This window comes from Mesorhizobium sp. M0410, assembly GCF_040321435.1.
Classification (GTDB): domain Bacteria; phylum Pseudomonadota; class Alphaproteobacteria; order Rhizobiales; family Rhizobiaceae; genus Mesorhizobium.
In genome coordinates this window covers 347,034-373,755 of sequence record NZ_JAMYRN010000004.1, presented here as the reverse complement: position 1 = coordinate 373,755, position 26,722 = coordinate 347,034, and the positions used below count along the sequence as shown (strand labels likewise).

Sequence of the window (26,722 nt, the reverse complement as noted above, 5' to 3'; positions counted from 1 at the left end):
GCCGAATGGTGCGACATCTGCCAGGATGGCCAGAGCTAGCCCCCGGGCACCGCGCTCTTGGTCGACAGGTCGTAGAAATCAAGCAGCATCGCCAGCCCAACTCCGCAGGCGGTGAAGATGAGGCCGGCAATGAAGATACGATTGGCGCGTTCATAAACGCGCCGTTGTAGAGACGTTATGTCGAGCAGCAACCGCAGCGCTCGTATCTGCAGGGCAATGCCGATCAAAATCGGCACGACGGCAGCCAGGTGATAGATTTCCCATGGTATCGGGTTGGCGGCCCAATGCGTGATGAAGCCCAGCGAGAACGCCAGCAGGATGCCGACGGTGGTGATTGTGCCGTTGCGGAAAACCGTCTCGATCGGCTCTTCGTTCGGATCGTGCTCGCCCAAGCGCCCTCTCTCCCTGTTTCGGCTCGGCAGTAGATTAGGCTGTCGGGAAATCCCTGTACATCGGCAAGAGTGTTGGTGAATGCTGAAGCGGCATCCGATCTCGCCTTAAGCGATGTTCGACAGGACAGAGAGGCTGACGGAGCGCGACTTTATTCCAGCTTGGGTTCCTCGCCCCACGGAGGTGGGGAGAGGAACCCAGGTCCTAAGAGGTCGGAGGAACAACCCCTCTGCCCTGCCACTCAGACACGCAGAAAAAGGGGCAGTGGGGGTGCCCCTTCTTCCGGTTGCCTGAAACGGTCGCCTCCTCTCAAGCTGGCATAGTGGCTCTCAAAGCCGGCAGCGATGGCGATAACCGTCGTAGCCGATATAGGTGTCCGAGTACGGGTCGTAGCTCTGGTAGCGATTGAGGCAGCGCCGGACGTGCCACGAGCCGCCGTCTTCCTCGATATAGACGGTGCGCGGCTGGGCCAGCGCACTGCCGAACAGGAAGCCGCCGACGCCTGCGGCAATACCGATGCCGAGGTGCTTGTGGTTTTGATGGGCGGCCGAAGGCTGACGGGTGCCGAGCAGTGTGCTGGCGGCGACGGCGGTGGCGATGACGCCGGAAACGAGTGTGCGTGTGAACATGACGATCTCCTTGCTTCGTTGACCGAGGCGATCCATCCGCCTCTTGATGATCTGTCGTCGCGGCAAGGACAAAGGTTGATCGAGGCGACCCATTCGCCTCTGACCCTCAGTCGGTGCGGCGCGGGAAAGGTGGAGATCAGAAGGAGCGAATAGCGAATAGCGAGCAGGGAAAGCCAGGAACGCCACGTACCACTCGCTACGTTGCTATTCGCTATTCACTATTCGCTACTCGCTCTTTTCACATCCCCGTGACATGGCGCAGCCAGAAGGCGAGCGCGATGAAGCCGATGATGGTGGTGACGCCGGTCCAGTCGACATTGGCCTTCTTCACATCTCTGATGATCTTCACCAGCAGCATCCAGGCCACGAAGATGATCGGGAGAATGATGACAAATCTGATCATGCGGCACCCCTGCTCGAAGCGATTGCACCGTTTCCATATGTAGGAAGCAATCAGGCGCTTTTCAGGATGCCCCTCGCCGACGGCCCATGTGACATGCCGGGCAAAACGGAGTTTTGTCTTTACTGGCGCAGCAAATATGTTAACCGGAGCGCCGTGCCCTTGTAGCTCAGCTGGTAGAGCAGCGGTTTTGTAAACCGAAGGTCGGCGGTTCGATCCCGTCCGGGGGCACCAGCACGGGCTTCTTGAGACCTCCGGGGCGCTTGATATCTGCTCATCCCCGATATCCACAGGCCGGGGCCGTCAGGATCGGTAGCACATCAGCTTCAACGCATATATTCCCTGGCGGAAACCATAGTTCCCTAGCGGAAAACCTAGGAGTTGTCGTTGGAGCAGAAACGCACGACCGCCCCCTTCGTCAGCGGCATGTTTGGTGGCGTTGTCGTCTTCGCCTTGGCGTTCGGCTTCCGTTTCCTGGTAAGTCCCGATCCTGATCCTGCATCAAGAGCAACCACAAGCCTTTCGGTACTGGCATTCGCCATTTGCTTCGGCGCGGCATTCCTTCGCGAGCATCGACGCCAGATTGCCGCCGCCAGAGAATTCTTAAGCCGCCCAAGATCGTATTAGGCTGAGGACTCATAAGCGAAGCGACGATCTGATGATCGCCAAAGCCATGCTCGACAAGAAGGCGCCGCTGGCACTTTCATCGGTATTGACGGGCTTTGGCGCCAGCGGCCTGGCGGAGAAACTCTACGAACATTTCAATATGCCGCAAAGGCGATAGTGAAGGCAGCTTGGAGGCAACGCCTCGCGCGGGCGAGGACAATCGCCAGCGCCGAATGTCGGAATTGGGCGCCAGCTCGGCGCATTTCATGGCGCCTCCCTCACGCCCAGGCATGAAGCTGTCCTTGTTGACTCGAGGAGTATTTGCATGCGTGGTCATTGCTTATGCGGCGCTATTGCCTTTGAAGTCGATGGCCCGGCACAGGCCTGCGTGGTCTGTCATTGTGAAAGTTGTCGGCGGCAATGTTCTGCGCCGATGACCACCTATATTGGCGTCTTGAACGGCCAATGGCGATGGCTGGGCAAGCTACCGAAGGTATTCAACTCTTCTCCCGGTGTGGAAAGAACATTTTGCGATCACTGTGGTACGCCGCTGTCCTTCCGCTCAAAGAACATGTCTGATGTCATGCATTTTTTTGCGGCGGCGATGGAGGAGCCAGAAAAATTTGCACCTACGCTGCATGTCGCTTTTGAGGAGAAGCTCCCTTGGTTGAAACTCGCCGACAATCTACCGACTCGTTTTGGGCCTGACTATACGAAAGATTAGGACGGTACGTACCGGGAGCGTCGGGATCGCCAGAAAGTTCCCGTGAAATTGCCGGCTTAGCCTGAACCAGAACAGGCTCAAGCATCTCCTACCAGGAGACGCCGAGCTCATTCCTGTCTTGCTTTTTGCTGGGCCATAGGTTCGTCCCGCCTCCCGACGGCCACTTAACAGCATTCGATTAAATTGCTCCAGTGTATATTAGCACTCGCTCAATTAAGCGCGCCGACAATGCCCGTGCGGCGGGCCAAAAACCAAAGGTGTTGTCATGCGTAGTGATTTCGCCGCGGCGCGCGAGCTTTTGGAGTGCGCACAAAACCGCCTCTGCGGCGCGGATGAAACGAGCCAACGCGTCAACCAGGCCCTCGACGCGCTGATTGAAGAAATAGCCATCGCGGAATTCCGCAAGGCGCCACTGACGGTCGTGCCGTTTCCGCGAGCGCGCCCGCCTAAGCATGTCCGATAGAGCGCTGATCGCCCGCGTTGACGAAGAGCCGGCAACTAGTGTTTCCGCAATCGCTCGTTCGAGCGGTCGTTGAACCGCCAACCCGTTAACCGTAAGCTTGCCGGCAGCGGTGCTCTGAAACCCGGAGCTGATCCATGTCACGCTGTGGAGATGTCTACGAGAACAAGGTGACCGGCGAATATGCGGTCATCCTGCGTGGCACCGAAGACCGCGGCCAGGGACCTGGCATCGCTCATCTGACCGCCCGACCGGGAGCCGCAGTGGTGGGCGAGCACTACCACCCGAACCTGACGGAGCGGTTTGCCGTCCTCGGCGGCCGGCTCGACGCTCGCATGGCCGGGAAGACTTTGTCCCTGGGGCCCGGCCAATCCGCCACGGTCGAAGCAGGCGTCGCACATGATTGGTGGAACAGCAGCAAAACCGAAGAAGCGCATGTGCTGGTCGAAGTCGACCGGGCGCCAGGTGCAGACAATGTCGACCCGAACCGTTTCGAGCTGCTGATCGGCATGCTCTTCGGCCTGGCCAATGCCGGCAAGGTGGACAGAAAAGGCAGGCCTTCGCCGCTTCAGGCAGCGGTCATCGCCAGGGAATTTGCCGACGTGATCGTCTTCACGCACCCGCCACCTGCTATTCAGCGAGTGGCGCTGGGGATCCTGGCGCCACTCGGCCATCTGCTTGGCTATCGCGCGATCGACCCCGGCTACTGCAAGCCGCACGGGCATGTCACGCCGGCGCCTGAAATCCTCGCTCGAGCAGGCCTACAGGCCGGGTGATCCGGGTCGATGCAGCGCGCCCGGCATTTTTTGTCGGCTGCCATACATAGGGCTCGCGGCAAGCTCAGGAAGCACTCGCGACCCGACCGGATATCGCGGCCCGGTCGAACGTGTTTCTCACCCTGACCGACTTGTAGACGTAGGCGACCCAGATCCCGGTCAGGACAAAAGAAACTGCGGGCATTACCAGCGCATCCCCTGCAAGCACCAAGCTCACAGGAGCGCTCATAACCGCTGAGATCCATGTCGTGTCCAGAATAAATACGATTGGTATTGCAAACCATTGATACAGGAACAGCTGCTTGAAACGGGAACTCCGCCGGAGCATTGCAACGAACACAACCAGCTGGAGCACCAGAAACGCCAGCAACAGGGCGACCTCGCCGTAGACCGCCAAGGCGCCGTTGGGGAGCGTCATTAGCTGTCGATAGCCCCCGCTCGAAGAGAACAGCTCAGCCAGCGTGCGGAAAGGTGCCAAGCACTGTCCAATCGCCAGCAGCATAAGCCAGCCTCCAAAACCGACGAGAGCCGAAGGATCCTGTAATGGCTTTGCGGCTGACCGAACGGCAAAGAAAACGGGCACGCCGATCAGCAGCAGCAGTATAGCCCAATGCCAGATGGAAATCCGCATCCAATCCCTCCCTTGATGCCCGTTAAGGTTGTAGCAGATTTCAATCTCAACTCAAGAGGCAATATCGAGTGGAGCGCTGCTTGCAAGATCCGTCAACACTATATTTCTGGCACGACACTTTCCGGCAGGATGCCATGTCGCGAACTCTGATCGTCGTTGGTCTCAGCATAGTCGCCATAGGCCTGCTGTGGCCTTGGTTGGCCCGCTCCGGCCTTGGCAGGCTGCCCGGCGATATCGTGATCGAGCGTGAGAACTTCAGGCTTTATGTCCCTATCACCACGGCGATACTGGTCAGCATCGTGCTCTCGGCCATTCTATGGCTGATCAACCGTTAGGCGATACTCCGGCTGCGGCGATTTGTGTTGCTGGTCCTACTCGCCCTTGATCGTCTTACACCCCAATCGCCGCCACCAATATCCGGTTCTGCCTGCGTATCGCCGTGCGCAATTCTGCAATCCTCGCCTCCTCGCGCTTCACGAACTCGATGAACATCATGTTCATGTTGTTGAAGATGAGTTCGCCGAGTGCGGGACCATCGATGTCGCGGCGCACCAGGCCGAGCGCCTGTAGCCTGGCGATCAGCGCGCGAATCTGCTCGGTCAGTGCCCGGTCGAGCGCCGTGTAGGCCTGGCCGAACGGGCTGTCCGGCAGTTGCGTCGAGATCGCCATCGCCTGCCGCCACATCTCCTTGCTGAGATAATGCAGCGAATGTTCGATATAGATGCCGAGCAGCGTATCGAGAGCGTCGCCGACATTGGCTGGCGGGTTGGCGACGACGCCGCGCCCGGCATTCAGCACCTCGTTGACCTCCATCGAAACGATCGCGCCGAGGATGTCGCCCTTGTTCTGGTAGTAGTTGTAGATCGTGCCGACCGAGACTTCGGCCTGCGCGGCGATAGTTTCGATCTTAGCGCCTTCATAGCCGGCATCGCGGAAAAGCGCCGCCGCCGCCTCGATGATGCGGCGGTGCCGATCCGCCTTCTGCCTTGCCCGCAATCCGTTCATAGCGGCTGTTTGCCACAAAAACAGAATTGACTCAATTTTAGAATTGGTTCAATTTTTTGCTACAAGCCAAAAAGGCAAGGGAGAACACTCGATGTCCGTCAATCCAAAGACCCCCAATCCAACCGTCAGGAATCCGCTTTCTTTTCTGAAGAGCTATCTCCAAGGCGCGTGCGCCGCCGCAGCACTGCTGCTGGCGGCTGGCAGCCTCGCTCAGGCGCAGGACCTCAACGCGCTGATCTGGTGCGATCACGCCGATCCGGCGCTGTTGCAGCCGTTCGAGGAGGCGAACGGCGTCAAGGTCAATGTCAAGGAGTTCGAAGGCACCGGCGCCGGCCTGGCCATCGTCGAACAGTCGCAGCCGGGCGACTGGGACGTGATGGTGATCGACAGCATCGACATACCGCGGGGCGTCGAAAAAGGCCTGTTCGAACCGCTACCGGAAGATAAGCTGCCGTTGGCCGATCTGTTTCCGCAGGTGAAGATGGATAGCTCCACCGTCGTCGACGGCAAGCGTTACGGCATCACCGAAAAGTTCGGCTACAACACGATCGGCTACAACAAGACCAAGGTCGACCCGGCCGACATGCAGTCGCTTGCCGCGCTGACCGGCGACAAATACAAGGGCAAGATCGCCATCTACGATTATTACCTGCCGGTCATCGGCATGGCCGCACTGGCGATCGGTAAGAAGACTGCGGAACTGACCGAAGCTGACCTTCCCGCCATCAAGGAAGAGCTGCTCAAAATGAAGGCCAACGCCAAGCTGGTCGGCGAAGTGACCGCCAGCCAGACGGCGCTGGCGACAGGCGAGGTCGACATACTGGTCGGCGGCGGCGAATGGGTGACGGCTGGGCTGGCCAAGGAAAACCCTGCCCTCGACTTCTCTATTCCGAAAGAAGGCGCGGTGCTGTGGTCGCAGTCGCTGGCAATGTTCAAGGATTCCAAGAACAAGGATCTGGCGCTTAAATTCATCCAGTACATTATGAGCCCCGAAGGGCAGGCGCGGCTCGCCACCTCGTCCTGCTATTGGGGCATGCCGGCCAACAGCAAGGCGGCCCTGAGCGACGAGCAGAAGAAGATCCTGCGCTTCGACGAGCAGCCGGAATTCCTCGCCCGCGCCCAGGCCTATCCGGCGCCGAATGCCGATCTCGACAAGAAGATGCAGGACGTCTGGACCGAAATGCTGCAGGCGCAATGACCGGCTGCCGGTCGTGAACGCCGCCAACAGCGGGCGCGCCCTGCCCTGGGCGCTGGTCACGCCGGCGCTCGGCTGGACGTTGCTGTTCTTCGTGCTGCCCTTCGTCGCCATGGCGGTATCTAGCCTGACGGCGCACGAAGGCGGCGGCTTCACGCTGTCCAACTACAGCCAATTCTTTGCCAATCAGTCCTACTGGCAGGCGATGGTGAACTCGCTACAGGTCACAGCGATCGTCACCATTATCTCGGTGCTGCTTGCCTATCCCTTTGCCTGGATTCTGGCCGAACAGGTGCCGGAGCGCTGGCAGCGGCTGGCGCTGATGCTGGCGGTGCTGCCCTTCTGGACCTCCTATGTCGTGCGCTCCTATTCGTGGCTGCTGGTGCTGGCACAGAACGGCGTCGTCAACCGCGCGTTGACCGGCTCCGGCCTGTTCGGCGAACCGCTGCAACTCGCCAATACGCGTTTGGCCACCATCACCGGCTTCGTGCATTTCTTCGTCATGCTGTTGACGCTGACGATCTTCGCCAATCTGAAGCAGCTCAGCCCCAGCTACCGCAAGGCCGCCGCCGACCTCGGCGCCGGGCCGCTGCGGACTTTCCTGCATGTCGTTCTGCCGCTGACCTTGCCTGGCATCATGGTCGGTGCCTTCCTCACCTTTGTGCTGTGCATCGGCGACTACATCACGCCGCAGATCCTCGGCGGCAACAACGAGCTTTTGATGCCGCAGCTCGTCATGATGCAGATCGGCCGGCGCGGCGACTTTCCGCTCGCCTCGGCGCTGTCGATCATCCTGATGGCGGTGGTCACCATCGCCTACCTCGCCTGCGCCCGCTGGCTGAAGATCGAGCGGGCCTGACCATGCGCGCTTTCATCCGCCTCGTCTCCGGCCTTTACGCCATCGCAATCTACGGCTTCATATTTCTGCCGGTCGTCGTTCTGGTGCTGTTTTCGCTGCAGGCAACCTCGTTTCCGATCCCGCCCTTCACCGGGCCGTCGCTGCGCTGGTACGAGGCCGTGCTCGCCGACACGCGGCTGACTTCGGCGCTGGTCAATTCGCTGCTGGTGGCGGTCGTCTCCTCGGCTGTCGCCGTCACGCTCGGCTTTCTCTCCGCCTGGGGTTTTGCGCGCTTCGCCTTGCCGGGCTCGGGCCTGATGCGCGGGCTGATCACCTTGCCCTTGACCGTCAGCTATCTCATCATCGGCATGGGGCTGCTGGTGCTGTTCAACTGGACCGGCATACCGAAATCGCTACTTGCCGCCGGCATCGGCCATGTCGTGATCAACCTGCCGCTCTGCTTTGCCATCATCTACAGCCAGATGGGCGACCACCAGATCAATATCGAGCGCGCCGCGCGCGATCTCGGCGCCGCCGAATGGAAGGTGCTGCTTTTGATTACCGTACCCGTTATGGCGCCGGCGATCTTCGCCGGCTTCTTCCTGTCGATGACCTTCTCCTGGGACGAATTCGTCATCTCGTTCCTGCTGACGCGCTTCGACACGACGCTGCCGGTCGAGATCTGGAACCTGCTGCGCTCCGGCCTCAATCCCAAGACCAACGCCGTCGGCTCGCTGGTCTTCGCCGTCTCCATCGTACTGGTGGTATTGTTCGAGCTGATGCTGTTGCGGAGGAAGCCGGCATGAGTGCGCCACTGGTCGATATAAGCTCGGTCTCGCATCGCTTCGGCCAGCTCACCGTGCTGAAGAACGTCTCGCTGACGATCGAGCCGGGCAGCTACACGATCCTGCTCGGGCCATCCGGCTCCGGCAAGACGACGCTTCTGTCCATCCTCGGCGGCTTCGTCACACCGAGCGAAGGCAAGGTGCTGATCCGCGGCGAGGACTGCACCGCAGTGCCACCGGCGAAGCGGCCGACGACGACCGTGTTCCAGGATTATGCGCTGTTCCCGCACATGAGCGTCGGCAGCAACGTCGGCTTCGGTCTGCGCATGCAGGGTGTCGATGGCGCAACCCGGGCAGCAAGGGCACGCGAGGCGCTGGCGCTGGTTGGCCTCGCCACCGCCTTCGACAAGAAGCCGCATCAGCTTTCCGGCGGCCAGCGGCAGCGCGTGGCGCTGGCGCGCGCCCTGGTGGTCGAGCCGGCGGTGCTGTTGCTCGACGAGCCGCTCGGCGCGCTCGACCTGAAATTGCGCCGGCAGATGCAGGACGAGTTGAAGGCGATCCAGAAACGCGTCGGCACCGCCTTCATCCACGTCACCCACGACCAGGAAGAGGCGATGGCGCTGGCCGATCATTGCGTGGTGATGAATGACGGGCGCATCGAGGACGAAGGACCGCCCGAGCGTGTCTATGCACGGCCGGCGACGCGCTTTTCCGCGACCTTCATGGGCGAAAGCACGCTGATATCGGGAACGGTGACGGAGGCGAAGAGCGGCAAGCTCACCGTCACCACGAAGCTTGGGTCGCTCTCCGTGCCTGGCACATTGCCGGCCGGCTCGACCGTTGCGCTGGCCGTCCGGCCGGAGCATCTTATCCTCGGCGCAACCAGTGGCGGCGTGGCGCTTGGCACGGTCAAGGTGAGCGATGTCGTCTTTCAGGGCAGCTTCAAGCGTGTTCTGGGGACCTCCGCGACCGACCCGGCGCTGCATTTCATCGCCAAGGTTCCCTCGGCATCGGCCGTCCAGCCGGGCGACGTGGTCGCGGTATCGTGCGATGCTGGCGACATCATCCTGCTTGCGGACTGAACATGAGCACGCTTCCAACCATCGACGCCGGCCACTGGTACGAAACGATCCGCATGGGAGATGACGTGACGCTGATCCACGAGCCGTGGATCAAGCCGTTCTTCCGCTGCAACATCTGGCATGTGCGCGGCCGCGACAGCGATCTTCTGTTCGACACCGGCCTCGGCCATTTCAGCTTGCGGCGCCACGTGCCGCTGCTGACGGAGCGCAAGCTCACCTGCGTGGCCAGCCACACGCATTTCGACCATATCGGCTGCCATCACGAATTTCCCGACCGCTGCGTGCACCCGGCCGAGGCCGGGATCCTCGCCGACCCGCGCAACGAATGGACGGTTGCCGACCGCTATGCCACCGACGAGATGTTCGACGGCATGCCGCAAGGCTGGGACACGAAGCGCTACCGGATCCTGCCCGCACCGGCCGACCGGTTGCTCGAGCAAGGCGATATCCTCGATCTCGGCGACCGTGCCTTCGAGGTGATCCACACGCCCGGTCATTCACCCGGCGGCGTTGCGCTCTACGAAAACAGGACGGGCATCCTGTTTTCCGGCGACATCATCTATGACGGCCCGCTGATCGACGACGTCTATCACTCCGATATCGACGACTATGTCGAAACGCTGCTGCGCCTGCGCGATTTCGATGTCTCGGTCGTGCATGGCGGCCATTTCCCGAGCTTCGGGAGAGTCCGCTATCGCCAGCTTGTCGACGAGTATCTCGCGCAAAAGCGCCAGGCCGGCTGTCATCTGCTCGCCCGTTAAGGACCAGCGTAGTAACGTCAAAGCGCCCTTTGCGGACAGGGTGTCCCCGCCGCGTCGCCGCAGCGTGAGGCGGTGGGCTGCGGTCTAAAACTCTTCTCTTCCGACTGGCGCACCAGTTCCGCGAAAGCCAGGGCAAAACTTGCCAGCATCAGGAAGACGATAATCAAGCGTGCCAGCGGCAATAGATCGGCCTCGACTGGTTAGCCCCCACGCCGCCCGTCCGCTGCCGGCTAACATGATCGATCCGGCTTTACGAGGGCTTAAGGCGGGCCTTAACCATCACATCATTTTGTCCTCCGACACGATGCGCGAGTGCGCCATGTTCGGCCGCCATATCAAGACACCTCCCGCCCTTTGCAGAAATGCCCACCCATGCTAACCCGGCGCTGGCGCGGCCCAGCAACCGGTCGCCGCCAATCGGTCGCCAAACGGTCGTCGCCAATCGGTTGTCGTTGAGAGCCATGAGCAAAACCGCCAACCGTTTCGCCTTCGTCTCATCCGGTACAGCCGACGCCAATGCGGCGCTGGAAAGCCTTTCTGCGCGTTACGGCCAGGCATCCGTCGAAGAAGCCGGGATCGTCGTGGCGCTCGGCGGCGACGGCTTTCTGCTGCAGACCCTGCGTGAGACGATGAGCACGGGAAAGAAGGTCTACGGCATGAACCGTGGCACCATCGGTTTCCTGATGAACGAATACCGCGCCAGCGGCTTGACCGGGCGCATCGCGGCGGCCATTGCCGAAACGATCCGCCCGCTGGAGATGCAGGCAGTTACGGCGGAGGGCGAGACGATTTCGGCGCTGGCGATCAACGAGGTCGCGCTTTGGCGCCAGTCCTACCAGACCGCCAAGATCCGCATCACCGTGGATGGGCAAGAGCGGCTGGAGGAATTGCACTGCGACGGCGTGATGATTGCGACGCCGGCCGGCTCGACCGCATACAATCTGTCCGCGCACGGGCCGATCCTGCCGCTCGACGCTCCGCTGCTGGCGCTGACTCCGGTCAGCCCGTTTCGTCCGCGCCGCTGGCGCGGCGCGCTGCTCTCCAACAAGGCGAGTGTGCGTTTCGACATTCTGGAGCCGGAAAAGCGGCCGGTGAACGCCGCCGCCGACCACACCGAGGTCAAGGCGGTGACGACGGTCACGGTAAGGGAATCGCCGACGGCAACGGCGACGCTGCTGTTCGATCCCAACCATTCGTGGAACGAGCGCATTCTCGCCGAACAGTTCAGGTATTAAACGACAAAAGTAAAACCCGGCACGAGGCCGGGTCCAGTGCAACACAAAGTCTCGCCGCAACCGATCCTTACGATTAGAACTTGTAGTTCAGGCCGACAACTCCGGTGTGTATCCGGACCTTTGCCTCGACATTCTCGCCGCCGTCGACCGTATAATCGCCCTTGCCTAGATCGAAATACTTGTATTCGCCCTTGAGCGACCAGTGATCATTAAAGGCATATTCCAGGCCCGCACCCAGCGTCCAGCCTGCTTTGGTCTTCGTGGTATCGTTCGTCCCGACGGGACCACTGGTGCCAATCTCTATGGTTCCATAGCCGAGACCACCGGTACCGTAAATCAGCAGCCTGTCCATCGTGTAGCCAATTCGACCCCGCAACGAACCGAGCATCTTTACATCGGACTCGCAAGTGTAGGCTGGGTTTGGGCAAGATGTGTCCCCATCGATCTTGGCGGCCGCGATATCCGCCTCGATACCATAGACTATATTTCCGCTCTGGAAATTGTAGCCGGCCTGAACGCCGCCTAGAGCACCGCTGCCATCGTGATCAGCCGTCGCCCCGTTAAGGCTATATTCCCAGTCCACCTTGCTTTTGCCGCCGCCGACATGCGCGCCTAAATAAAAGCCCGTCCAGTTGTATGTTGACGCAACCGGCAACTCCACGACGTCGGCCGCCATCGCCGGCATCAAGGCAAGTGCCACAAATGCGGCAGAGAGAAGAATTTTTTTCATGATGTGGCCCCTCGACTAAGAAAAATGGATGAATCATTCGTGTCAAGGTTTCTGCTCCAACTCAAATCCTAAATGCAATTTTGCCGTGCAATCGGGATGAATGCAGCAAGGCGTTGCTGATCCGCAACACTTGCGCTGGTGCGGAAAAAACTGTTGCCTTCCTGGAAAGTCGGCATCGGCGATGCGGTAACCATCGCGATTAAGGTTACGACTTCACAATCGTGCCAATGCCGCCCGTTTGTGTTGACAAATCGTGGGCTTGCGCCTACCTGCAATACCAATCTTGCAGGCGCGCGGCGCTTGCCGCGACTGCTTACGTTGCGCCCCCGAACCAGCCAAAGACCGCCAAACTTGTCCTCAGACACCCAGATCGCTCAAGAAGCGTTGACCTTCGCAGACCTCGGCCTGTCGCCGAAGGTCCTTTCCGCAGTTACCGATGCCGGCTACACCGAGCCGACGCCGATCCAGGCTGGTGCTATCCCGCACGCCTTGCTCGGCAAGGACGTGCTAGGCATTGCCCAGACCGGCACCGGCAAGACGGCGTCCTTTGTCCTGCCGATGCTCACCCGGCTGGAAAAGGGCCGCGCCCGCGCCCGCATGCCGCGCACGCTGATCCTCGAGCCGACGCGCGAGCTCGCCGCGCAGGTCGAGGAAAACTTCGTCAAATACGGCAAGAACCACAAGCTCAACATCGCGCTGCTGATCGGCGGCGTGTCCTTCGACGAGCAGGACAAGAAGCTCGAGCGCGGCGCCGACGTGCTGATCGCGACGCCAGGCCGCCTGCTCGACCATCGCGAACGCGGCAAGCTCCTGCTCAACGGCGTCGAGATCCTCGTCATCGACGAGGCCGACCGCATGCTCGACATGGGCTTTATCCCCGATATCGAGCGCATCTGCGAAATGATCCCGTTCACCAGGCAAACGCTGTTCTTCTCGGCGACGATGCCACCGGAAATCACCAAGCTCACCGAGAAATTCCTGCACGCGCCGGTGCGCGTCGAAGTGTCGAAGGCAGCATCGGCCGCCACCAACATCACCCAGCGGCTGGTGAAATCCGGGCCAAAACCCTGGGACAAGCGCGAGACGCTGCGCAATCTGATGAAGGCCGAGGATGCCGAGCTGAAGAACGCCATTATCTTCTGCAACCGCAAGATCGAAGTGTCGGAGCTGTTCCGCTCACTACTGAAATATGATTTCGACGCCGGCGCTCTGCACGGCGACATGGACCAGCGCGCGCGCATGCAGATGCTGGCCAATTTCCGTGACGGCAAGCTGCGCTACCTCGTCGCTTCGGACGTCGCGGCGCGCGGCCTCGACATTCCCGACGTCAGCCATGTCTTCAACTACGACGTGCCGATCCACGCCGAGGATTATGTCCACCGCATCGGCCGCACCGGCCGCGCCGGACGCTCGGGCAAATCCTTCACCATCGCGACCAAATCGGACACCAAATACATCGACGCCATCGAACGGCTGATCGGCACCAAGATCGAGTGGCATGACGGCGACCTGTCGACAGTCGTCGCCAGCGAGGGCGGCGAGGACGAGGCCCCGCGCCGTGGCCGTGGTGCGCCACGCCGCGCCGGGCGCAAGGACGACGCCAAGGACAGGGGCGAGCGCAAGCCGCGTGAACGCCACGCCAAGCGCAGCGAAGAAGCAGAGCCGGGAGCGGTTAGCGAGGAACAGCCGGTCGTGGCCGAAGCCGCAGTCGCCGACATCGGCGAGCGGCGTACCCGCAAGGAGGCGATCCGCTCGGAAAACAGCGAGCGCCAGGCTTCACCTGAACGGAAGGCTTCGCCCGATCGCAACGAACGGCGCGCGCCGGAACGTGGCGACACCAGGCCGCAGCGCGAGCGCCCTGCCCGCCAGCGCCAGGAAGACAACGACGCGACCGTCGGCTTCGGCGACGACATGCCGGCCTTCATGCGGATCGTCGCCAAGGTCTGATATCCAGCTTGCGCGTCCCATGGCCGCGCGAAGCGTTGCCGCCAGTCAGTCCGGCAGGCCCGCCTTGCGAAGACCTTCGATATATCTGCTGCGATCGTCCGGTCGATAAAACGGCGGCAGCACCTCGGCGAGATTCGAGAGCCGCAGCGAGGGATCGACCTCGCAGACCCGGGCCATAATCTGCTGCGCTTCCGACAGGCGCCCCGCCAGGGCATGACTCGCCGCCACTACACGCATCGCGCTCACGCAGTTCGGTTGGTACCGTAGCGACTTTCCCGCCCAAGCGGCGGCGTCATCGTAGTGGCCGGCACAAAAATGAGCGAGCCCGGTGTTGAATTGCCAAGCGAACAGACGTGGATCCAATGGGCTTAGGCGCATGGCAAGCGCGGCGTGCTCGACGGCCTTGCCTGGCTCGCCAGAGCAAGCCTTGACCCAGCTGCTTAGGCCCCACGCGGCCGCTAGATTCGGGTTGAGAACGAGCGCGCGATCGATGCAAGCCGCACTGTCGTCAAGGTCGCCACCTACGTAGCCGAGGACGTATCCACCGAAGGAAAGCGCAATCGCATCGTCCCTTCCGAGTTCGACCGCTCTCCTGGCCAGTCGAGTAGCCTCGGCATTCTCTTTCGCGCGGTCGACCATCCAGCCGTTGCTTTTTCGGGTGGCGTAGCACCGCGCCGCCCGCGCATAGGCTGCGGCAAACTCCCGGTCACGGTCGATCGCTTTCATGAAGAGGCGCAAGGCATCGTCGATGGCCGATCTACTAGTGATCGTCCGGTCAAAGGCCGCCAGCCCGCGGAGGTAGTAATCATAAGCGTGAGGCTTTCTGTCGGCTTGCGTTTGGCACGCTCGATCTCAGCCTCCTCCATTTTCGGTGTGATTGCACCGACAATACTCGAGGCGACCTGGTCCTGCAGATCGAAGACTTCGGCGAGCGTCCCGTCAAAACGGTCGGCCCAGAGATAGGCCTCCGTCGAGGTGTCGATGAGCTGCCCGGCGATGCGCAGGCGGTCGCCCGCCCGGCGAACACTTCCCTCGACCACATAGCGCACGCCCAGCTCACGCCCGACCTGCTTTATGTCTATGGACCGTCCCCTGTAGGTGAAGCTCGAATTCCGTGCGACTACGAACAGGTGCCGAAAGTGAGCCAAGGCGGTGACAATGTCTTCCACCATGCCGTCGGCAAAATATTCCTGCTCGATATCACCGCTTAGGTTCTGAAACGGCAGCACCGCAATCGATGGCTGGTCGTCGCGCCTCGTCGGGACTGCCAGAACCGGCGCCAGTGATGCGGCGCCAGAGCTTGGCTCCGGCCGCTGATGTTCAGGTCGTTCACGGGACTGCAGGGAAGCCGCCAGCGAGCTTGTCTGCTCTTCAGGCTCGGCGTTCAGATGTTTCCTTAAAGCTGCCCGACACAGCTCGAACTGACGCAAGGCGGCGTTTTCGTGGCCTCGATGAGCGTGGATGCGGATCAGCGCCCGATGGGCTGCCTCCGCCGTCGGATCCGAGGCGAGCAATCTCTCCGCGAGCCCTTCGCAGGCCGTCTTTTCGGCTGAGCCGGGTGCGGGCAGCGCCAGGCTCAGCCGGTCGACCAATTGCAGCGCCTTGCGCTGATACTTGCTCAGATACGGTCCAAACCACTCGTCCAGTTCGTCAGGGATGGCTTGCCCGGCAAGCAGCTCGCCGCGGTAGAGATCGGCGGCGAAGGCGAGATCGGCGGTTCGGCCCTGCTCCAATTTCCTGTCGAAGATCGAGATGTCCGCCTCATCCGGACCGGCAATAAGTGCAACGGTTTCCTGATCCCCATAGATGTAGACGGCTGCATCCGAGCTGGCGGGGAACGTGCGCCTGATGTCGACTAGCGCTTGCCGCAAACTATTGCGGGCCTGCCCGTTGCTTCGCCCCGGCCAAAAGGCTTCGGAAAGCTGCTCGCGACCATGGCCGCGGCGGCCCGCGAGAACCAGGGCAGCAAAAAGGAGCGAAGTCTTGCGTGTGGCGAACCGGACAGGCCGGTGCTCCGGGGAAGTAACCTCCAGGCCACCAAGCAACCGGATGCGCACAAATCGTCTCCAGACTTTGACCGCGGCGACAGAATAGCATCTCGGTGGATCGATTTAACACCGATTTAACGGCGGCTCGTCGGACTTCTCCCAGTTGTTCACGCTCAGCCGAACAGGCCGAAAACGTCTGCGTGGCACGCTCCCATGCGCAAACTCGAAATGGGAGACCAAAACAATGGCTCACTCGGAAACTCGCGCCGCCCGCAGCATGTCCAAACGCTTGCTTGGGTCTAGCCTGAAAGGCGCAGCAATGATGATCGCTGCCTTCACGGGATGGCGGCGGACCGCCGCAAGACGGAGGGCACTGGCAGATTTGACGACCGATCAGTTGAAGGACATCGGTCATTCGGAGGTCCATCAACCCGCACTCGATGCCGCCACGGCTGTTCTAGTCACGAACTTGATGTCAATGAGGTAAGCTCGGCGTTGAGTTTGGTCTGCGCCTAAAGGTTCTTGAGTTCCAGGCGGGATGCCAACAGGTCCAGAAAAGCGCGGACTTTGGCCGAGGATGATCTGCCTTCCGGCCACACGGCGTGTATCGGCACCGGCACTGGCTCGAATTCGGTCAGAGCCAGTTCCAGGCGGCCGTCGTCCACCAGGTGTTTTACCTGCCAAAGCGGCGAGTAGCCCAAACCCAATCCGTGAACCGCGGCTGCATAGATCGATATCATCAAATTTGACCGGAAGGTGCCCGCGACCTTCACCGGCCGGGGCTTGCCTTCTATCTGAAACATCCATTCGCCTGGGCGGCCGTCAACGGTTCGTACGATGCATTCATGCTCGCGCAATTCGAGCGGATGGGCCGGTCGGCCGTGTTGCTGGAAGTAGGCAGGTGCGCCGAACACCACGCGCCGCAGTGCGCCCAGGCGCTTCGCACGTAAATTGGAATCCGGCAAATTGCCGATCCTTACCGCCAGATCGAGACCCTCGGCATCGAGATCGACAAATTCATCGGAAAGCTGGAGGTCAACCTCGACCCGGGGATATGTCCGCATATAGTCGGCGATAACCGGCACGAGGAAGTCCGGGCCGAACAGAACCGGGGCGCTCATGCGCAGGATGCCGGACGGCTCGGATCGTCGGTTGGCCGCCTGAAGCCTGGCTTCGTTAATCTCCTCGACGGCGGGTTTGATGCGCTGGAAAAAGGCCGCTCCGGCTTCGCTCGGCGTCGAGCGGCGTGTGGTCCTGTGCAGAAGCTCGACCCCGATCGATTCCTCCAATGTCGCCAGGGACCGGCTGACCGACTGCAGCGAACGGTTCAGCCGGCGTGCGGCAGCCGTCAGGCTGCCATGCTCGACAATGGCAATGAAGGCTTCGAAATCGTCTATCCGGCTCATCGCCTATTTCTCCCGAAAATCGGGATAAACTATCGCGAAATCGATGAATTGTAACGCAGTCCGCTAGATTTTATCTTCCCTGCACAGGCCGAAAGGCAGACTCGAGGGAAGGAGATCGTCATGCGAACACCCAGTCCAACCGTCCTGGTCGTAGGCGCCGCAGGCCGCGTTGCCGGTTTGGTGGTGCCTGAACTCGTCCGCCGCAATGCCAGGATTCGGGCGCTTGTTCGTGACGCCGCGAGTGCCGAAAAAGCCCGGAAAGCCGGCGCATCCGAGATCGCGATCGGAGATCTGCGCAACCATCAGAGCCTTGAGCAGGCCGTGAAAGGTGTCGACGGTGTCTTTCACATCGGACCGGCCTTTGCTGCCGACGAAGCCGCCATGGGGGTTGCCATGGTTGAGGCAGCGGCGCGAGCGGGCGTTCGAAAGTTCGTCTTTTCGTCGGTGATCCAGCCGACCAATACGAGGCTGGAAAACCATGCAAGCAAGGTACCCGTCGAAGCTGCCCTCTATTCGACGAACATGGAATACACCATTCTGCACCCGGCCAATTTCATGCAAAATATCGCGGCGGCCTGGCCGTCCGTCGTCGAGCACGGCGTTTTCGCCGAGCCGTTTCCAAGGACGGCGAAGCTCGCCCGCGTCGACTATCGCGATGTGGCTGAAGTGGCGGCAATCGCATTGACCGAAGCGCGTTTGTCCTATGCGACCCTCGAGCTGTGCGCCGACGGTATGCACAGCCGCGAAGAGGTCGTCGCCATGATGAGCGAAGCGCTTGGCCGGCCGGTTTCGGCGGGCGAGCCGACATTTCAGGACTGGGCGGCGAAGGCCCGCCTTCCCTATACCGACAGGCAGTTGCAGATGCTGGCCAAAGTACACAGCCACTACGCCAAATACGGCCTCGGCGGGAACAGCCTGACGTTGCGTGCCGTGCTTGGCCGCGAGCCGCGTTCGCTGCGAAGCTTCATTCGGGAACTGGCGCTGCAGACGGCATATGCCGCCTGATCGTCCTCACAATAACGCCTACGCATATTTTCTGATTAGGAGACTTCGATGCAAGCATCACCGGACCAAGCCTTCAAGTTGAAAAAGCTGCCGCCCTCCTACGGCGCGGTGGTGATGCCGTTGGTTCTTTCGATTCTGATGTCGTCGATTGTCTCGGCGGTTTCGACGGCAATCGGCGCAGGCTGGACCAACGGGTTTATAGCGGCCTGGAGCTATGCATGGGGCGCTTCATGGCTTGTTGCGTTTCCCAGTCTGCTGATTGTGCTTCCGATCGTGCGCCGGATCGTTGCCGCGATTGTCGATCAACCGGCCCGGTCCTGACATCACGAATGAAGGGTGCCGGCGGCCATAGGGCCGGCCTAGCCATTAGAGCGGCCCCTTGCGAGGCCGCTGCCGGTTTGTGCGCTTGCCTCAGGTAAGCGGCGACAGCTGGATCTCGACGCGGCGGTTCTGAGCCCGGCCGGCAGCGGTCGCGTTGGAGGCGATCGGACGCGTCTTGCCGAAGCCGGTGACGGCGAAGCGGCGGGAATCGACGCCCTGTCCGGACAGATAGTTGGCGACCGCCAAAGCACGGCGCTGCGACAGGTCGAAATTGTGCTCGTCGCTGCCGGTCGAGTCGGTGTGGCCGAACACGTCGACCGTGGTCTGGCGGAACTTTTTCAGCACAAGGGCCACTGAATTCAGCACCGGATAGAAACCGGCCTTCACCGCGTCCTGGTCGACGTTGAAGGTAATGTCGGACGGCATATTGAGGATGATCTGGTCGCCGGTGCGGGTGACGCTGACGCCGGTGCCCTGAAGCTGTCGGCGCAGTTCGGCCTCGTTCTGGTCCATGGTGGCACCGATGGCACCGCCGGCAAGCGCGCCGATGCCCGCGCCGATCAGCGCGTTGCGGCGGTCGTTACCGCCGGCTAGCATGCCGAGCCCGGCACCCGCCAAAGCACCGAGACCGGCGCCGGCAGCGGTGTTGGAAACCTTCTGTTCCCCGGTGTAGGGATCGGTGGTGCATGCGCTCACGAGCACAGCCGTCGCCACGACGGCGAGCACAATCTTTTTCATATGGTGGTCCCTCTCCATTCCACGGCCGCGCAACGGCGCACCGCATCAGCCCTTCCAGCGACTTGTAACATGAAATGCGGCGAAAAGCGGACCAGCAAAAGCCGTTGCCGCGGCTTTTCCCGGCCCAATTCCACACGCCTGCGGCGGCTCGTGCGACCACCGCAATTCGACCGGCTACCAGAGATTCTTGCCGTCGATGACCACCACTTCGACCGTGTCGAGATCGAAATCGTCGAACAGCCGCGAGTTCACGCTGATCTTCGGATTGTCGAAATTCGGCTCGCCTGTCGACCAGTCCGGCGTCTCGGTGAAGGTGCCACAGCCGCAGGTGGCGCAAAAACCGTGTTTTATGGTTTTCGATCCCCACAGGTAGAACGAAACATTCTCCGGCGGGCTGGTGAGTCTGAATTGCGATGGGGTGTAATAGGCCCACAACGAACCGCGTTTCGAACAGAAGGAACAGGTGCATCGCGTCACTGTCTGCGGCGCTTGCGAAACCTCGAATGTCGTCGCCTTGCAGTGGCAGCTTGCCTTGATGGTCATGAATTGGTCCCTCACAATGCCGCCGCCCGTACGGCAAAGGCAGCATAAAGAAACGCTCCTGACAACTGCCGGTCAGCAGGCCTGTGAGCCTGCGATGCACAGGTTAACAGTGCTGGAGTGCCGATCGAAGGCTCATCGATCCAAAGCCGCCGCACACCCTCGGGTCACCCGTCGGCAAGCTTTGGGCGTCATGCGCTAATAGGACGATGGCGGCACGAACAGGCAGATGGTCTTTCCGTCATTGGCACCGGCAACGGAGCACCAATGATATTCGCCGTCGGGCGAATTCTTGATCCGCTTGTCGCTATAGGCCACGACCTCCCCGGTTCCTTTGATGACATAGCCCTCCGGACGTTCGCTGATCGATGTCTGAGAGACCTCGCGGCAATCATAGCCCGAGCAGCAGGAGAACGGATAGCTCCAGCCTTGCGGCATGGCCGCGGTCGGTTTGGCATCATGCGCCAGAGCAGGCGCCGCAAATGGAATGGCGGCAGCAATCAAAACCACTGCCGCGACAAGTGAATTCAGGAGTCGGCGCGCCGTGCGGGCGACTGAGGCCGGTCTGGTTGTGAGAGCAGGCATGAGCGCAGTTCCTATCAACGGTTGTCAAGCATCTCGCTTGCCCGTTCCCGGAACGTGTCTTCCCAGTGGCCGGATCGTCAGGTCGCAGATACGCCGCGTCCGGCCATAAATGCTTTTTCCTCCCCAGCGCATGAATGCTGGGCTGATTCCTTGGCTGGCGCAAGCAATTGCTGTCGCAACCGAACGCCGACCTCTGCAGTCGGAACCAACCTGCCGCCCTGATTGACGAAACCTGGTCAAGCCCGGCAACGGGATCGCCAATAACGGGATTTGGCTCGCGCTGGTTCCAGGCTTGGCACCGGCGGCCGGCGACATCCGCGTCAAAAGCGGAAATCGATCTTGAAGAATCCGATGAAAAACAAAGTTGTAGAACGACAGGTAAGTGCGAATTGAGAGCTCGTCACTCTCGCGCGGTGGCCGTAACGCTCGCGTGATGAACCCACGTTCCTGCCGGATTGGTGCCCGGCGCCTCAGTCGATATCGGCCACCGTTTCGCCGGCGCCACCTTCGATCCGCTGCGACAGCGAGGCTTCCATGAAATCGTCGAGGTCGCCGTCGAGCACGCTCGACGGGCTGGTGCTCTCGACGCCGGTGCGCAGATCTTTCACCAGCTGATAGGGCTGCAGCACGTAGGACCGTATCTGGTGGCCCCAGCCAATATCGCTCTTCGACGCTTCGGTGGCGTTCGCCACCGCTTCGCGCCTCTTCAGCTCTTCCTCGTAAAGCCGCGAGCGCAGCATTTCCCAGGCCTTGGCCTTGTTCTTGTGCTGGGAGCGCTCGGCCTGGCAGGCAACCGCGATACCGGTGGCGAGATGGGTTATGCGCACCGCCGAATCGGTGGTGTTGACGTGCTGGCCGCCCGATCCCGACGACCGATACGTGTCGATACGGACGTCGGATTCGGAAACGTCGATGTCGATCGTATCGTCGATGACGGGATAGACCCAGACGCTGGCGAAGGAGGTGTGGCGGCGCGCATTGCTGTCATAGGGCGAAATCCGCACGAGACGATGCACGCCCGATTCCGTCTTCAGCCAGCCATAGGCGTTGTGGCCCTTGATCAGCAGCGTGGCGGACTTGATGCCGGCTTCTTCGCCGTCATGCACTTCAAGCACCTCGACCTTGAAGCGCCGGCGCTCGGCCCAGCGCGTATACATGCGCAGAAGCATCGAGGCCCAGTCCTGGCTTTCGGTGCCGCCGGCGCCGGCATGGACCTCCAGATAGCTATCGTTGGCGTCAGCCTCGCCCGACAGCAGCGTCTCGATCTGGCGCGCCTTGGCCTCGCCGCGCATCGAGCGGATCGCCGCTTCGGCCTCCGCGATGACGCCCTCGTCGCCCTCTTCCTCGCCAAGCTCGATGAGGCCGATATTGTCTTCCAGGGCCTGGGTGAGGCCTTTGACCGCGGCAATGCCTTCCTCGAGGCCCTGACGCTCGCGCATCAGCTTTTGCGCTTCCAGCGGCTCGTTCCAGAGGCTCGAATCCTCGGCACGGACGTTCAGGTATTCAAGCCGCTTTATGGCTTGGTCCCAGTCAAAGATGCCTCCTCAGCAGGGTGATTGCCTGCCTGATCTCGTCGACAATGTTTTGCGTTTCCGCGCGCATGGCTGGCTGTTCTGTCCTGTTGCTGGATGGCGGTTTGGTGGCGCGATACATAGGGACGGCACAGTCTCCTGTAAAGCGCCGGCCCTGTAATGTACCGGCCCCTGTAAAGCGGAATGGACCGGCTCGACCATCATCGTCAAGCCGGTCCGACCCGATGCAGCGATTATCAGTAGAGCCCGCCGCCGCCCGACTGGATGGCCTGGTTGGCCTGCGGCGACAGCGCCCCGCCGGTGGCGTTGGAGCCGTCCGCACCCATGCCGATCACCCAATAACTGTCGGCGGGACCGGTACCCGGCTTGAAGGCTTCGATGATGGTTCCGGCGTCGCCCGCGTTGGCTCGCATGCCGGTCTTGCGATTGATCGCAATCAGCTTCATGCCTTCCGGAACCTTGAAGTCGACATTGGGCGTGCCGTCCAGCGCCACGCGCATGAAATCCTTGAAGATCGGCGCGGCGAGGCCGCCGCCGGTCGCGCCCTTGCCAAGGCCTTTCGGCTGATCGTAGCCCATATAAAGGCCGACAACGAGGTTCGGCGTATAGCCGATGAACCAGGCATCCTTTTCGTCGTTGGTCGTTCCGGTCTTGCCGGCGATGTGACGGCCGAGCTCGTTGATGGTGGCGCCGGTGCCGCGTTGCACGACGCCCTCCATCATCGATGTGATCTGGTAGGCGGTCATCGGATCGAGCACCTGCTCGGAATTGTCGACCAGCTCCGGCTCTGGCTGGTTCTGCCACTCGGCGGCGTTGCAGTTCGAGCATCCGCGTTCGTCCTGCCTAAAGACGGTCTTGCCGTAGCGGTCCTGGATGCGGTCGATCAGCGACGGCTTGATCGACTTGCCGCCATTGGCCATGATCGAATAGGCCGACACCATGCGCATCACCGTCGTCTCGCCTGATCCCAGCGCCATCGGCAGATACGGCGCCAGATGGTCGTAGACGCCGAAACGCTCGGCATACTCCACGACCAGCTTCATGCCCATGTCGTTGGCAAGCCGCACCGTCATCAGATTGCGCGATTTCTCGATACCGGAGCGCAAGGTCGCCGGGCCGGCAACCGTTCCGTCGTAATTCTTGGGCGTCCAGGTCGTGTTGCCGCTCTGGATGGTGATCGGCCCGTCCATGATCACGGAGGCGGGCGTATAGCCATTGTCGAGGGCGGCCGAATAGACGATCGGCTTGAACGACGATCCGGGCTGGCGCATGGCCTGCGTCGCCCGGTTGAACTCCGACTGCGCGTAGGAGAAACCGCCGACCATGGCCAGGACACGTCCGGTATGCGGATCCATGGCGATCAGGCCGCCTTCCACTTCGGGAACCTGGCGCAAGCTGTAGCTGTTGTCCGAGCCCTCGTTCTTCTGCACGAAAATCACGTCGCCCGGCTTCAGCACGTCGGCCGGCGACTTCGCCTTGACGGTCCTGCCGTCGACGACGTGGCGCATGGCGAAGCTCATGTCTTCCTTGCTGACGGTGCCTTCGACGCGGTCCTTGACGATTTCACCGGAGATCTGGCGCGTCGGCTGCAGGCCGATGGACAGGCCGGTGGCAGAGCTGTCGAGCACGACGGCGAGCGACCATTCCGGCACGTCCTCCAATCGCTTGACGTTGCCGAGCGGCACGCCCCAGTCGCCGGAAATGTCGATGCTCGTGACCGGCCCGCGGTAGCCGCGCAACGTGTCGAACTTCATGAGACCGTTCTGCATGGCCTTGCGGGCAATCAGCTGCATCTTCGGATCGAGCGTCGTGCGGACGGAAAGGCCGCCTTCGTAGAGCGCATTCTCGCCATAGCGCGCGATGATCTGGCGACGCACTTCCTCGGTGAAATACTCCCCGGCGAAGAGATAGTTGCCGGTGCGGCGCGGCGTGACGCCGAGCGGCTCGGCCTTGGCCTTCTCGCCTTCTTCATGCGTGACGTAGCCGTTCTCGACCATCTGGTCGATGACCCAGTTGCGGCGCTCCAAGGCGCGATCGGCATGCTTGAAGGGATGGTAGTTGTTCGGCCCCTTTGGCAGGGAGGCGAGATAGGCGGCTTCGGCAACGGTGAGCTCGTTCACCGATTTGTCGAAATAGGTGAGTGCAGCACCGGCGACGCCATAGGCGCCGAAGCCGAAGAAAATCTCGTTGAGATAGAGCTCGAGAATGCGATCCTTCGAATAGGCCTGCTCGATGCGGAAGGCGAGGATCATCTCCTTGATCTTACGCTCGTAGGTCTGATCCGAAGACAACAGGAAGTTTTTTGCCACCTGCTGGGTAATCGTCGAGGCGCCGACCTGGCGCTTTCCCGAGCCAACATTCTGCAGGTTGACGACAATGGCGCGGCCAAGGCCGGTCACGTCGATGCCGGGGTGATTGTAAAAATTCTTGTCCTCGGCCGACAGGAAGGCCGCCTTGACACGATCCGGGATCGCCTGAATCGGCAGATAAAGCCGCCGCTCACGCGCATATTCGGCCATCAGCGCGCCATCCGACGCGTGGATGCGGGTCGTCACCGGCGGCTCGTATTTGGCCAGCACCTCATAATCGGGCAGGTCCTTCGACAAATGGCCGATATAGATCGCCACGCCCGCCGCGACCAAAAGGGCCAGCGTCGTGCCGATGCCGAAGAAATAGCCAATGAGACGAATCATACCCGCTCCAGTCCTTGGTTCGGGAATTTCCTAAACGAAGCCGCCCTTCACGCAAGCTTTCGGGACGATCCCAAACCGTAATCGCAAAATCCATGTCGCGACCATGTGGGCAAAATACGGCGGCGCGGGATTTCGGTTTCGAATGCCGGAAATAAAAGCACAGGGTGTTGTCGCCGTGCAACGCTGCTTCAGGTTGTGGGCGCCGGTGGGCATTTCAGCCTCCGGCCCCCGTTCCGCTTCTGGCCGAAGCAAACAGGGCAACGGCATTGGTTATGCTCTGGGTCGCCTTGTTGCGCCAATCGGCGCTGAGCAACTGCGCTTCGTCCTTGGCGTTCGACAGATAGCCGAGTTCGACCAGCACGGATGGAACGTCCGGCGCCTTCAGCACCTTGAAGCCGGCAGAACGCTGCGGGTTGTTGATCAGACCGACGCTGGTGGAAAGCTGGCCGACGAGAGTATGGGCGAAGCTCATCGAAAAATTATGCGTCTCGCGGCGGATCAGGTCGATCAGGATATCGGTCACTTCCTTGCTGTCGTCCTTGATCTCCATGCCGGCGAACTGGTCGGAAAGATTTTCACGGTCGGCAAGCGCCTGCGCCTCGGGATCGGAAGCCTTGTCGGACACGGTGTAGACGGTTGCACCGCGAATGCCCTTGAGGCTGATCGTGTCCGCATGGATCGAGATGAGCAGGTCGGCCTCATGCTGGCGGGCAATGCGCACGCGGTCGTCGAGCCGCAGGAACTCGTCCGTTTCGCGCGTCAGGAACACGTCGTATTTGCCGCTGGCGGCGAGCTTGTCGCGCAGTTCCATGGCAAAGGCGAGCGTCACGTTCTTTTCGACCGTACCGTTCAGGCCCTCGGCACCGCCGTCGATGCCGCCATGGCCGGGATCGACGACGACGGTGAAACGATGGCCCGGATTGGAGACCGGCCCGGTACCGACCCTGCCGGCCTTGTCGGCGGAGACCGTCGAGCCGGTCGTCAGCGCCTGATTAGCGAGCGCTGCGTCGAATTCTCGCTGCGAGGCCGCCGACATGTCGATGGCGATGCGGTAGCCGTTGCCGTCACCGTTCTTGAGCACGTCGAGATTGTCGACGGCGAACGGTCCCTTGCCGGTGAGAATCAGCCGCGATTTCCCCTCGCCGAGCTCGCCGTAACGCACGGCGCGGACAAGCCCGCGCGGCTTTACGTCCTTGGCATTGAGGGCGAATCTCGTGGCCGGCAGATCGATGACCAGGCGATCGGGGCCGCGCAGCAGGAACCATTTGATGTCGGGCTCGCGGTCGAAATTGATGACGATGCGCATCTTGGTGGCATCGCCGGCCATCTTGTAGCTTGTGGCAGCAAGCGGTGCGTCGGCAGCACGCGAAAGCGGCGAAAAGACCAGGCAAGCCAGGATCAGCGACAGCAGGCAGGCGGTGCGGAAGAACCAGCCTCCATGATGACGGCCCTTGTCTGCGAAGCTTGCCAGTCCCATCTTTCTACCAGTCGCTCCCGTTTTGGCGTCATGCCCGACCGCTTGTCGAAGGGCCCTGTTGCTTGTCAAAGTGCCGGCAGGCCGCGAACTCGATTAACGATTGGTATCCAGAGAAGGTTAACCAAGCCTTTTCATGGAAGGCTTGGGACCTGTGCTTCCGCTGCGGAACGGCTTTTTGCCGGCATCGGGAATCGGGGTTGCCTTCCAACCTGCCAAATCATAAAAGCGATGGTGGATCACTGC

30 protein-coding genes, 1 tRNA gene and 1 pseudogene are annotated in these 26,722 nt (G+C 61.3%); 17 read left to right on the top strand and 15 right to left on the bottom strand.

All coding sequences use genetic code 11. The features are described from left to right. Nucleotides 1-35: 35 nt before the first annotated feature. The 3 genes from NKI63_RS07940 to NKI63_RS07930 all read right to left on the bottom strand — a co-directional run bounded on the left by NKI63_RS07940 (nt 36) and on the right by NKI63_RS07930 (nt 1,422). Nucleotides 36-392 carry a hypothetical protein gene (locus NKI63_RS07940; protein ID WP_352477490.1) on the bottom strand — a complete coding sequence of 119 codons (357 nt, stop codon included), beginning with the start codon at nt 390-392 and terminating at the stop codon, nt 36-38. Nucleotides 393-719: 327 nt separating this feature from the next. Beyond that, nucleotides 720-1,019, bottom strand: a complete 300-nt coding sequence (locus NKI63_RS07935) for a BA14K family protein (RefSeq protein ID WP_352509821.1) — start codon at nt 1,017-1,019, stop codon at nt 720-722. A gap of 238 nt (nt 1,020-1,257) precedes the next feature. Beyond that, nucleotides 1,258-1,422 carry a hypothetical protein gene (locus NKI63_RS07930; protein WP_352509826.1) on the bottom strand — a complete coding sequence of 55 codons (165 nt, stop codon included), beginning with the start codon at nt 1,420-1,422 and terminating at the stop codon, nt 1,258-1,260. Nucleotides 1,423-1,577: 155 nt separating this feature from the next. Here NKI63_RS07930 and NKI63_RS07925 point away from each other — a divergent pair. The 6 genes from NKI63_RS07925 to NKI63_RS07900 all read left to right on the top strand — a co-directional run bounded on the left by NKI63_RS07925 (nt 1,578) and on the right by NKI63_RS07900 (nt 3,985). After that, nucleotides 1,578-1,653: transfer RNA gene (locus tag NKI63_RS07925), tRNA-Thr, on the top strand. 153 nt (nt 1,654-1,806) lie between these two features. After that, the gene (locus NKI63_RS07920) at nt 1,807-2,046 is read left to right on the top strand and encodes a hypothetical protein (protein ID WP_352509827.1); all 240 of its coding nucleotides are present in this window, start codon (nt 1,807-1,809) and stop codon (nt 2,044-2,046) included. Nucleotides 2,047-2,077: 31 nt separating this feature from the next. Next, nucleotides 2,078-2,203, top strand: coding sequence for a hypothetical protein (locus NKI63_RS07915; protein WP_302894114.1), 126 nt, complete (start codon nt 2,078-2,080; stop codon nt 2,201-2,203). A 147-nt stretch (nt 2,204-2,350) separates the two neighbouring features. Then, the gene (locus tag NKI63_RS07910; protein WP_352508546.1) at nt 2,351-2,749 is read left to right on the top strand and encodes a GFA family protein; all 399 of its coding nucleotides are present in this window, start codon (nt 2,351-2,353) and stop codon (nt 2,747-2,749) included. A gap of 265 nt (nt 2,750-3,014) precedes the next feature. After that, nucleotides 3,015-3,212, top strand: a complete 198-nt coding sequence (locus NKI63_RS07905) for a hypothetical protein (RefSeq protein ID WP_352752606.1) — start codon at nt 3,015-3,017, stop codon at nt 3,210-3,212. 134 nt (nt 3,213-3,346) lie between these two features. Further along, entirely contained in the window at nt 3,347-3,985 is a 639-nt protein-coding gene (locus NKI63_RS07900) for a cupin domain-containing protein (protein ID WP_352689931.1), read from the top strand. A 64-nt stretch (nt 3,986-4,049) separates the two neighbouring features. Here the strand turns inward: NKI63_RS07900 and NKI63_RS07895 are convergent, their stop codons facing one another. Continuing rightward, a complete protein-coding gene (locus NKI63_RS07895) occupies nt 4,050-4,616 on the bottom strand; it encodes a DUF2569 family protein (protein WP_352689930.1) in 567 nt (188 codons plus the stop codon). Nucleotides 4,617-4,750: 134 nt separating this feature from the next. Here NKI63_RS07895 and NKI63_RS07890 point away from each other — a divergent pair, with 134 nt between their 5' ends. Then, entirely contained in the window at nt 4,751-4,951 is a 201-nt protein-coding gene (locus NKI63_RS07890) for a DUF2905 domain-containing protein (protein WP_254817120.1), read from the top strand. Nucleotides 4,952-5,006: 55 nt separating this feature from the next. Here the strand turns inward: NKI63_RS07890 and NKI63_RS07885 are convergent, their stop codons facing one another. Next, entirely contained in the window at nt 5,007-5,621 is a 615-nt protein-coding gene (locus NKI63_RS07885) for a TetR/AcrR family transcriptional regulator (protein ID WP_352820954.1), read from the bottom strand. A 91-nt stretch (nt 5,622-5,712) separates the two neighbouring features. Here NKI63_RS07885 and NKI63_RS07880 point away from each other — a divergent pair, with 91 nt between their 5' ends. The 6 genes from NKI63_RS07880 to NKI63_RS07855 all read left to right on the top strand — a co-directional run bounded on the left by NKI63_RS07880 (nt 5,713) and on the right by NKI63_RS07855 (nt 11,517). After that, on the top strand, nt 5,713-6,819 hold the full coding sequence (locus tag NKI63_RS07880; RefSeq protein WP_352508550.1) for a polyamine ABC transporter substrate-binding protein: 1,107 nt from the start codon (nt 5,713-5,715) through the stop codon (nt 6,817-6,819). 13 nt (nt 6,820-6,832) lie between these two features. Further along, nucleotides 6,833-7,675 (top strand): ABC transporter permease, encoded by an 843-nt coding sequence (locus NKI63_RS07875; protein ID WP_502896212.1) that lies wholly within the window; start codon nt 6,833-6,835, stop codon nt 7,673-7,675. A gap of 2 nt (nt 7,676-7,677) precedes the next feature. Next, a complete protein-coding gene (locus NKI63_RS07870) occupies nt 7,678-8,460 on the top strand; it encodes an ABC transporter permease (RefSeq protein WP_352508551.1) in 783 nt (260 codons plus the stop codon). Beyond that, the gene (locus NKI63_RS07865; protein ID WP_352508552.1) at nt 8,457-9,521 is read left to right on the top strand and encodes an ABC transporter ATP-binding protein; all 1,065 of its coding nucleotides are present in this window, start codon (nt 8,457-8,459) and stop codon (nt 9,519-9,521) included. The genes NKI63_RS07870 and NKI63_RS07865 overlap by 4 nt, the downstream gene beginning before the upstream one ends. Before the next feature lie 2 nt (nt 9,522-9,523). Then, nucleotides 9,524-10,282 (top strand): MBL fold metallo-hydrolase, encoded by a 759-nt coding sequence (locus tag NKI63_RS07860; protein WP_352508553.1) that lies wholly within the window; start codon nt 9,524-9,526, stop codon nt 10,280-10,282. A gap of 461 nt (nt 10,283-10,743) precedes the next feature. Then, a complete protein-coding gene (locus NKI63_RS07855; protein ID WP_352508554.1) occupies nt 10,744-11,517 on the top strand; it encodes an NAD kinase in 774 nt (257 codons plus the stop codon). A gap of 73 nt (nt 11,518-11,590) precedes the next feature. On the opposite strand, the gene NKI63_RS07850 is transcribed toward NKI63_RS07855, so the two are convergent. Both NKI63_RS07850 and NKI63_RS07845 read right to left on the bottom strand, forming a co-directional pair. After that, nucleotides 11,591-12,247 carry an outer membrane protein gene (locus tag NKI63_RS07850; RefSeq protein ID WP_352477471.1) on the bottom strand — a complete coding sequence of 219 codons (657 nt, stop codon included), beginning with the start codon at nt 12,245-12,247 and terminating at the stop codon, nt 11,591-11,593. Between the two features lie 68 nt (nt 12,248-12,315). Continuing rightward, nucleotides 12,316-12,612 (bottom strand): hypothetical protein, encoded by a 297-nt coding sequence (locus NKI63_RS07845; protein ID WP_352508556.1) that lies wholly within the window; start codon nt 12,610-12,612, stop codon nt 12,316-12,318. On the opposite strand from NKI63_RS07845, the gene NKI63_RS07840 reads away from it, so the two are divergent. Further along, on the top strand, nt 12,599-14,194 hold the full coding sequence (locus tag NKI63_RS07840; protein WP_352508557.1) for a DEAD/DEAH box helicase: 1,596 nt from the start codon (nt 12,599-12,601) through the stop codon (nt 14,192-14,194). The genes NKI63_RS07845 and NKI63_RS07840 overlap by 14 nt on opposite strands. Nucleotides 14,195-14,239: 45 nt before the next feature. On the opposite strand, the pseudogene NKI63_RS07835 reads toward NKI63_RS07840, so the two are convergent. Next, a pseudogene (locus NKI63_RS07835) lies at nt 14,240-16,251 on the bottom strand (BTAD domain-containing putative transcriptional regulator). A gap of 175 nt (nt 16,252-16,426) precedes the next feature. Between NKI63_RS07835 and NKI63_RS07830 the strand changes: the two are divergent. Continuing rightward, a complete protein-coding gene (locus NKI63_RS07830) occupies nt 16,427-16,669 on the top strand; it encodes a YjiS-like domain-containing protein (RefSeq protein ID WP_352689927.1) in 243 nt (80 codons plus the stop codon). 25 nt (nt 16,670-16,694) lie between these two features. Here NKI63_RS07830 and NKI63_RS07825 read toward each other — a convergent pair whose 3' ends face one another. Continuing rightward, the gene (locus NKI63_RS07825) at nt 16,695-17,588 is read right to left on the bottom strand and encodes a LysR family transcriptional regulator (RefSeq protein ID WP_352508558.1); all 894 of its coding nucleotides are present in this window, start codon (nt 17,586-17,588) and stop codon (nt 16,695-16,697) included. A gap of 120 nt (nt 17,589-17,708) precedes the next feature. On the opposite strand from NKI63_RS07825, the gene NKI63_RS07820 reads away from it, so the two are divergent. After that, the gene (locus NKI63_RS07820; RefSeq protein ID WP_352508559.1) at nt 17,709-18,593 is read left to right on the top strand and encodes an NmrA/HSCARG family protein; all 885 of its coding nucleotides are present in this window, start codon (nt 17,709-17,711) and stop codon (nt 18,591-18,593) included. A gap of 48 nt (nt 18,594-18,641) precedes the next feature. After that, the gene (locus NKI63_RS07815; RefSeq protein ID WP_352508560.1) at nt 18,642-18,914 is read left to right on the top strand and encodes a DUF2798 domain-containing protein; all 273 of its coding nucleotides are present in this window, start codon (nt 18,642-18,644) and stop codon (nt 18,912-18,914) included. Nucleotides 18,915-19,004: 90 nt separating this feature from the next. Here NKI63_RS07815 and NKI63_RS07810 read toward each other — a convergent pair whose 3' ends face one another. From NKI63_RS07810 to NKI63_RS07785, 6 genes are all read right to left on the bottom strand, one after another. Next, nucleotides 19,005-19,652: a YiaD family glycine zipper/OmpA-like lipoprotein gene (locus tag NKI63_RS07810; protein ID WP_254817106.1), complete on the bottom strand. Its 648-nt coding sequence runs from the start codon at nt 19,650-19,652 to the stop codon at nt 19,005-19,007. A gap of 174 nt (nt 19,653-19,826) precedes the next feature. After that, entirely contained in the window at nt 19,827-20,195 is a 369-nt protein-coding gene (locus NKI63_RS07805) for a GFA family protein (protein ID WP_254817105.1), read from the bottom strand. Nucleotides 20,196-20,390: 195 nt separating this feature from the next. Continuing rightward, nucleotides 20,391-20,777 carry a hypothetical protein gene (locus NKI63_RS07800; protein WP_352508561.1) on the bottom strand — a complete coding sequence of 129 codons (387 nt, stop codon included), beginning with the start codon at nt 20,775-20,777 and terminating at the stop codon, nt 20,391-20,393. A gap of 470 nt (nt 20,778-21,247) precedes the next feature. Further along, nucleotides 21,248-22,379, bottom strand: a protein-coding gene (prfB, locus tag NKI63_RS07795) for a peptide chain release factor 2 (RefSeq protein WP_254817103.1) whose coding sequence is annotated in 2 segments (ribosomal slippage) — nt 21,248-22,312 and nt 22,314-22,379 — 1,131 coding nt in all. Because the reading frame shifts where the segments join, the coding sequence is not laid out codon by codon here. Nucleotides 22,380-22,545: 166 nt separating this feature from the next. Continuing rightward, nucleotides 22,546-25,002 carry a penicillin-binding protein 1A gene (locus NKI63_RS07790; RefSeq protein ID WP_352508562.1) on the bottom strand — a complete coding sequence of 819 codons (2,457 nt, stop codon included), beginning with the start codon at nt 25,000-25,002 and terminating at the stop codon, nt 22,546-22,548. Nucleotides 25,003-25,216: 214 nt separating this feature from the next. Continuing rightward, the gene (locus NKI63_RS07785) at nt 25,217-26,479 is read right to left on the bottom strand and encodes an N-acetylmuramoyl-L-alanine amidase (RefSeq protein WP_352508563.1); all 1,263 of its coding nucleotides are present in this window, start codon (nt 26,477-26,479) and stop codon (nt 25,217-25,219) included. Between the last annotated feature and the right edge of the window lie 243 nt (nt 26,480-26,722).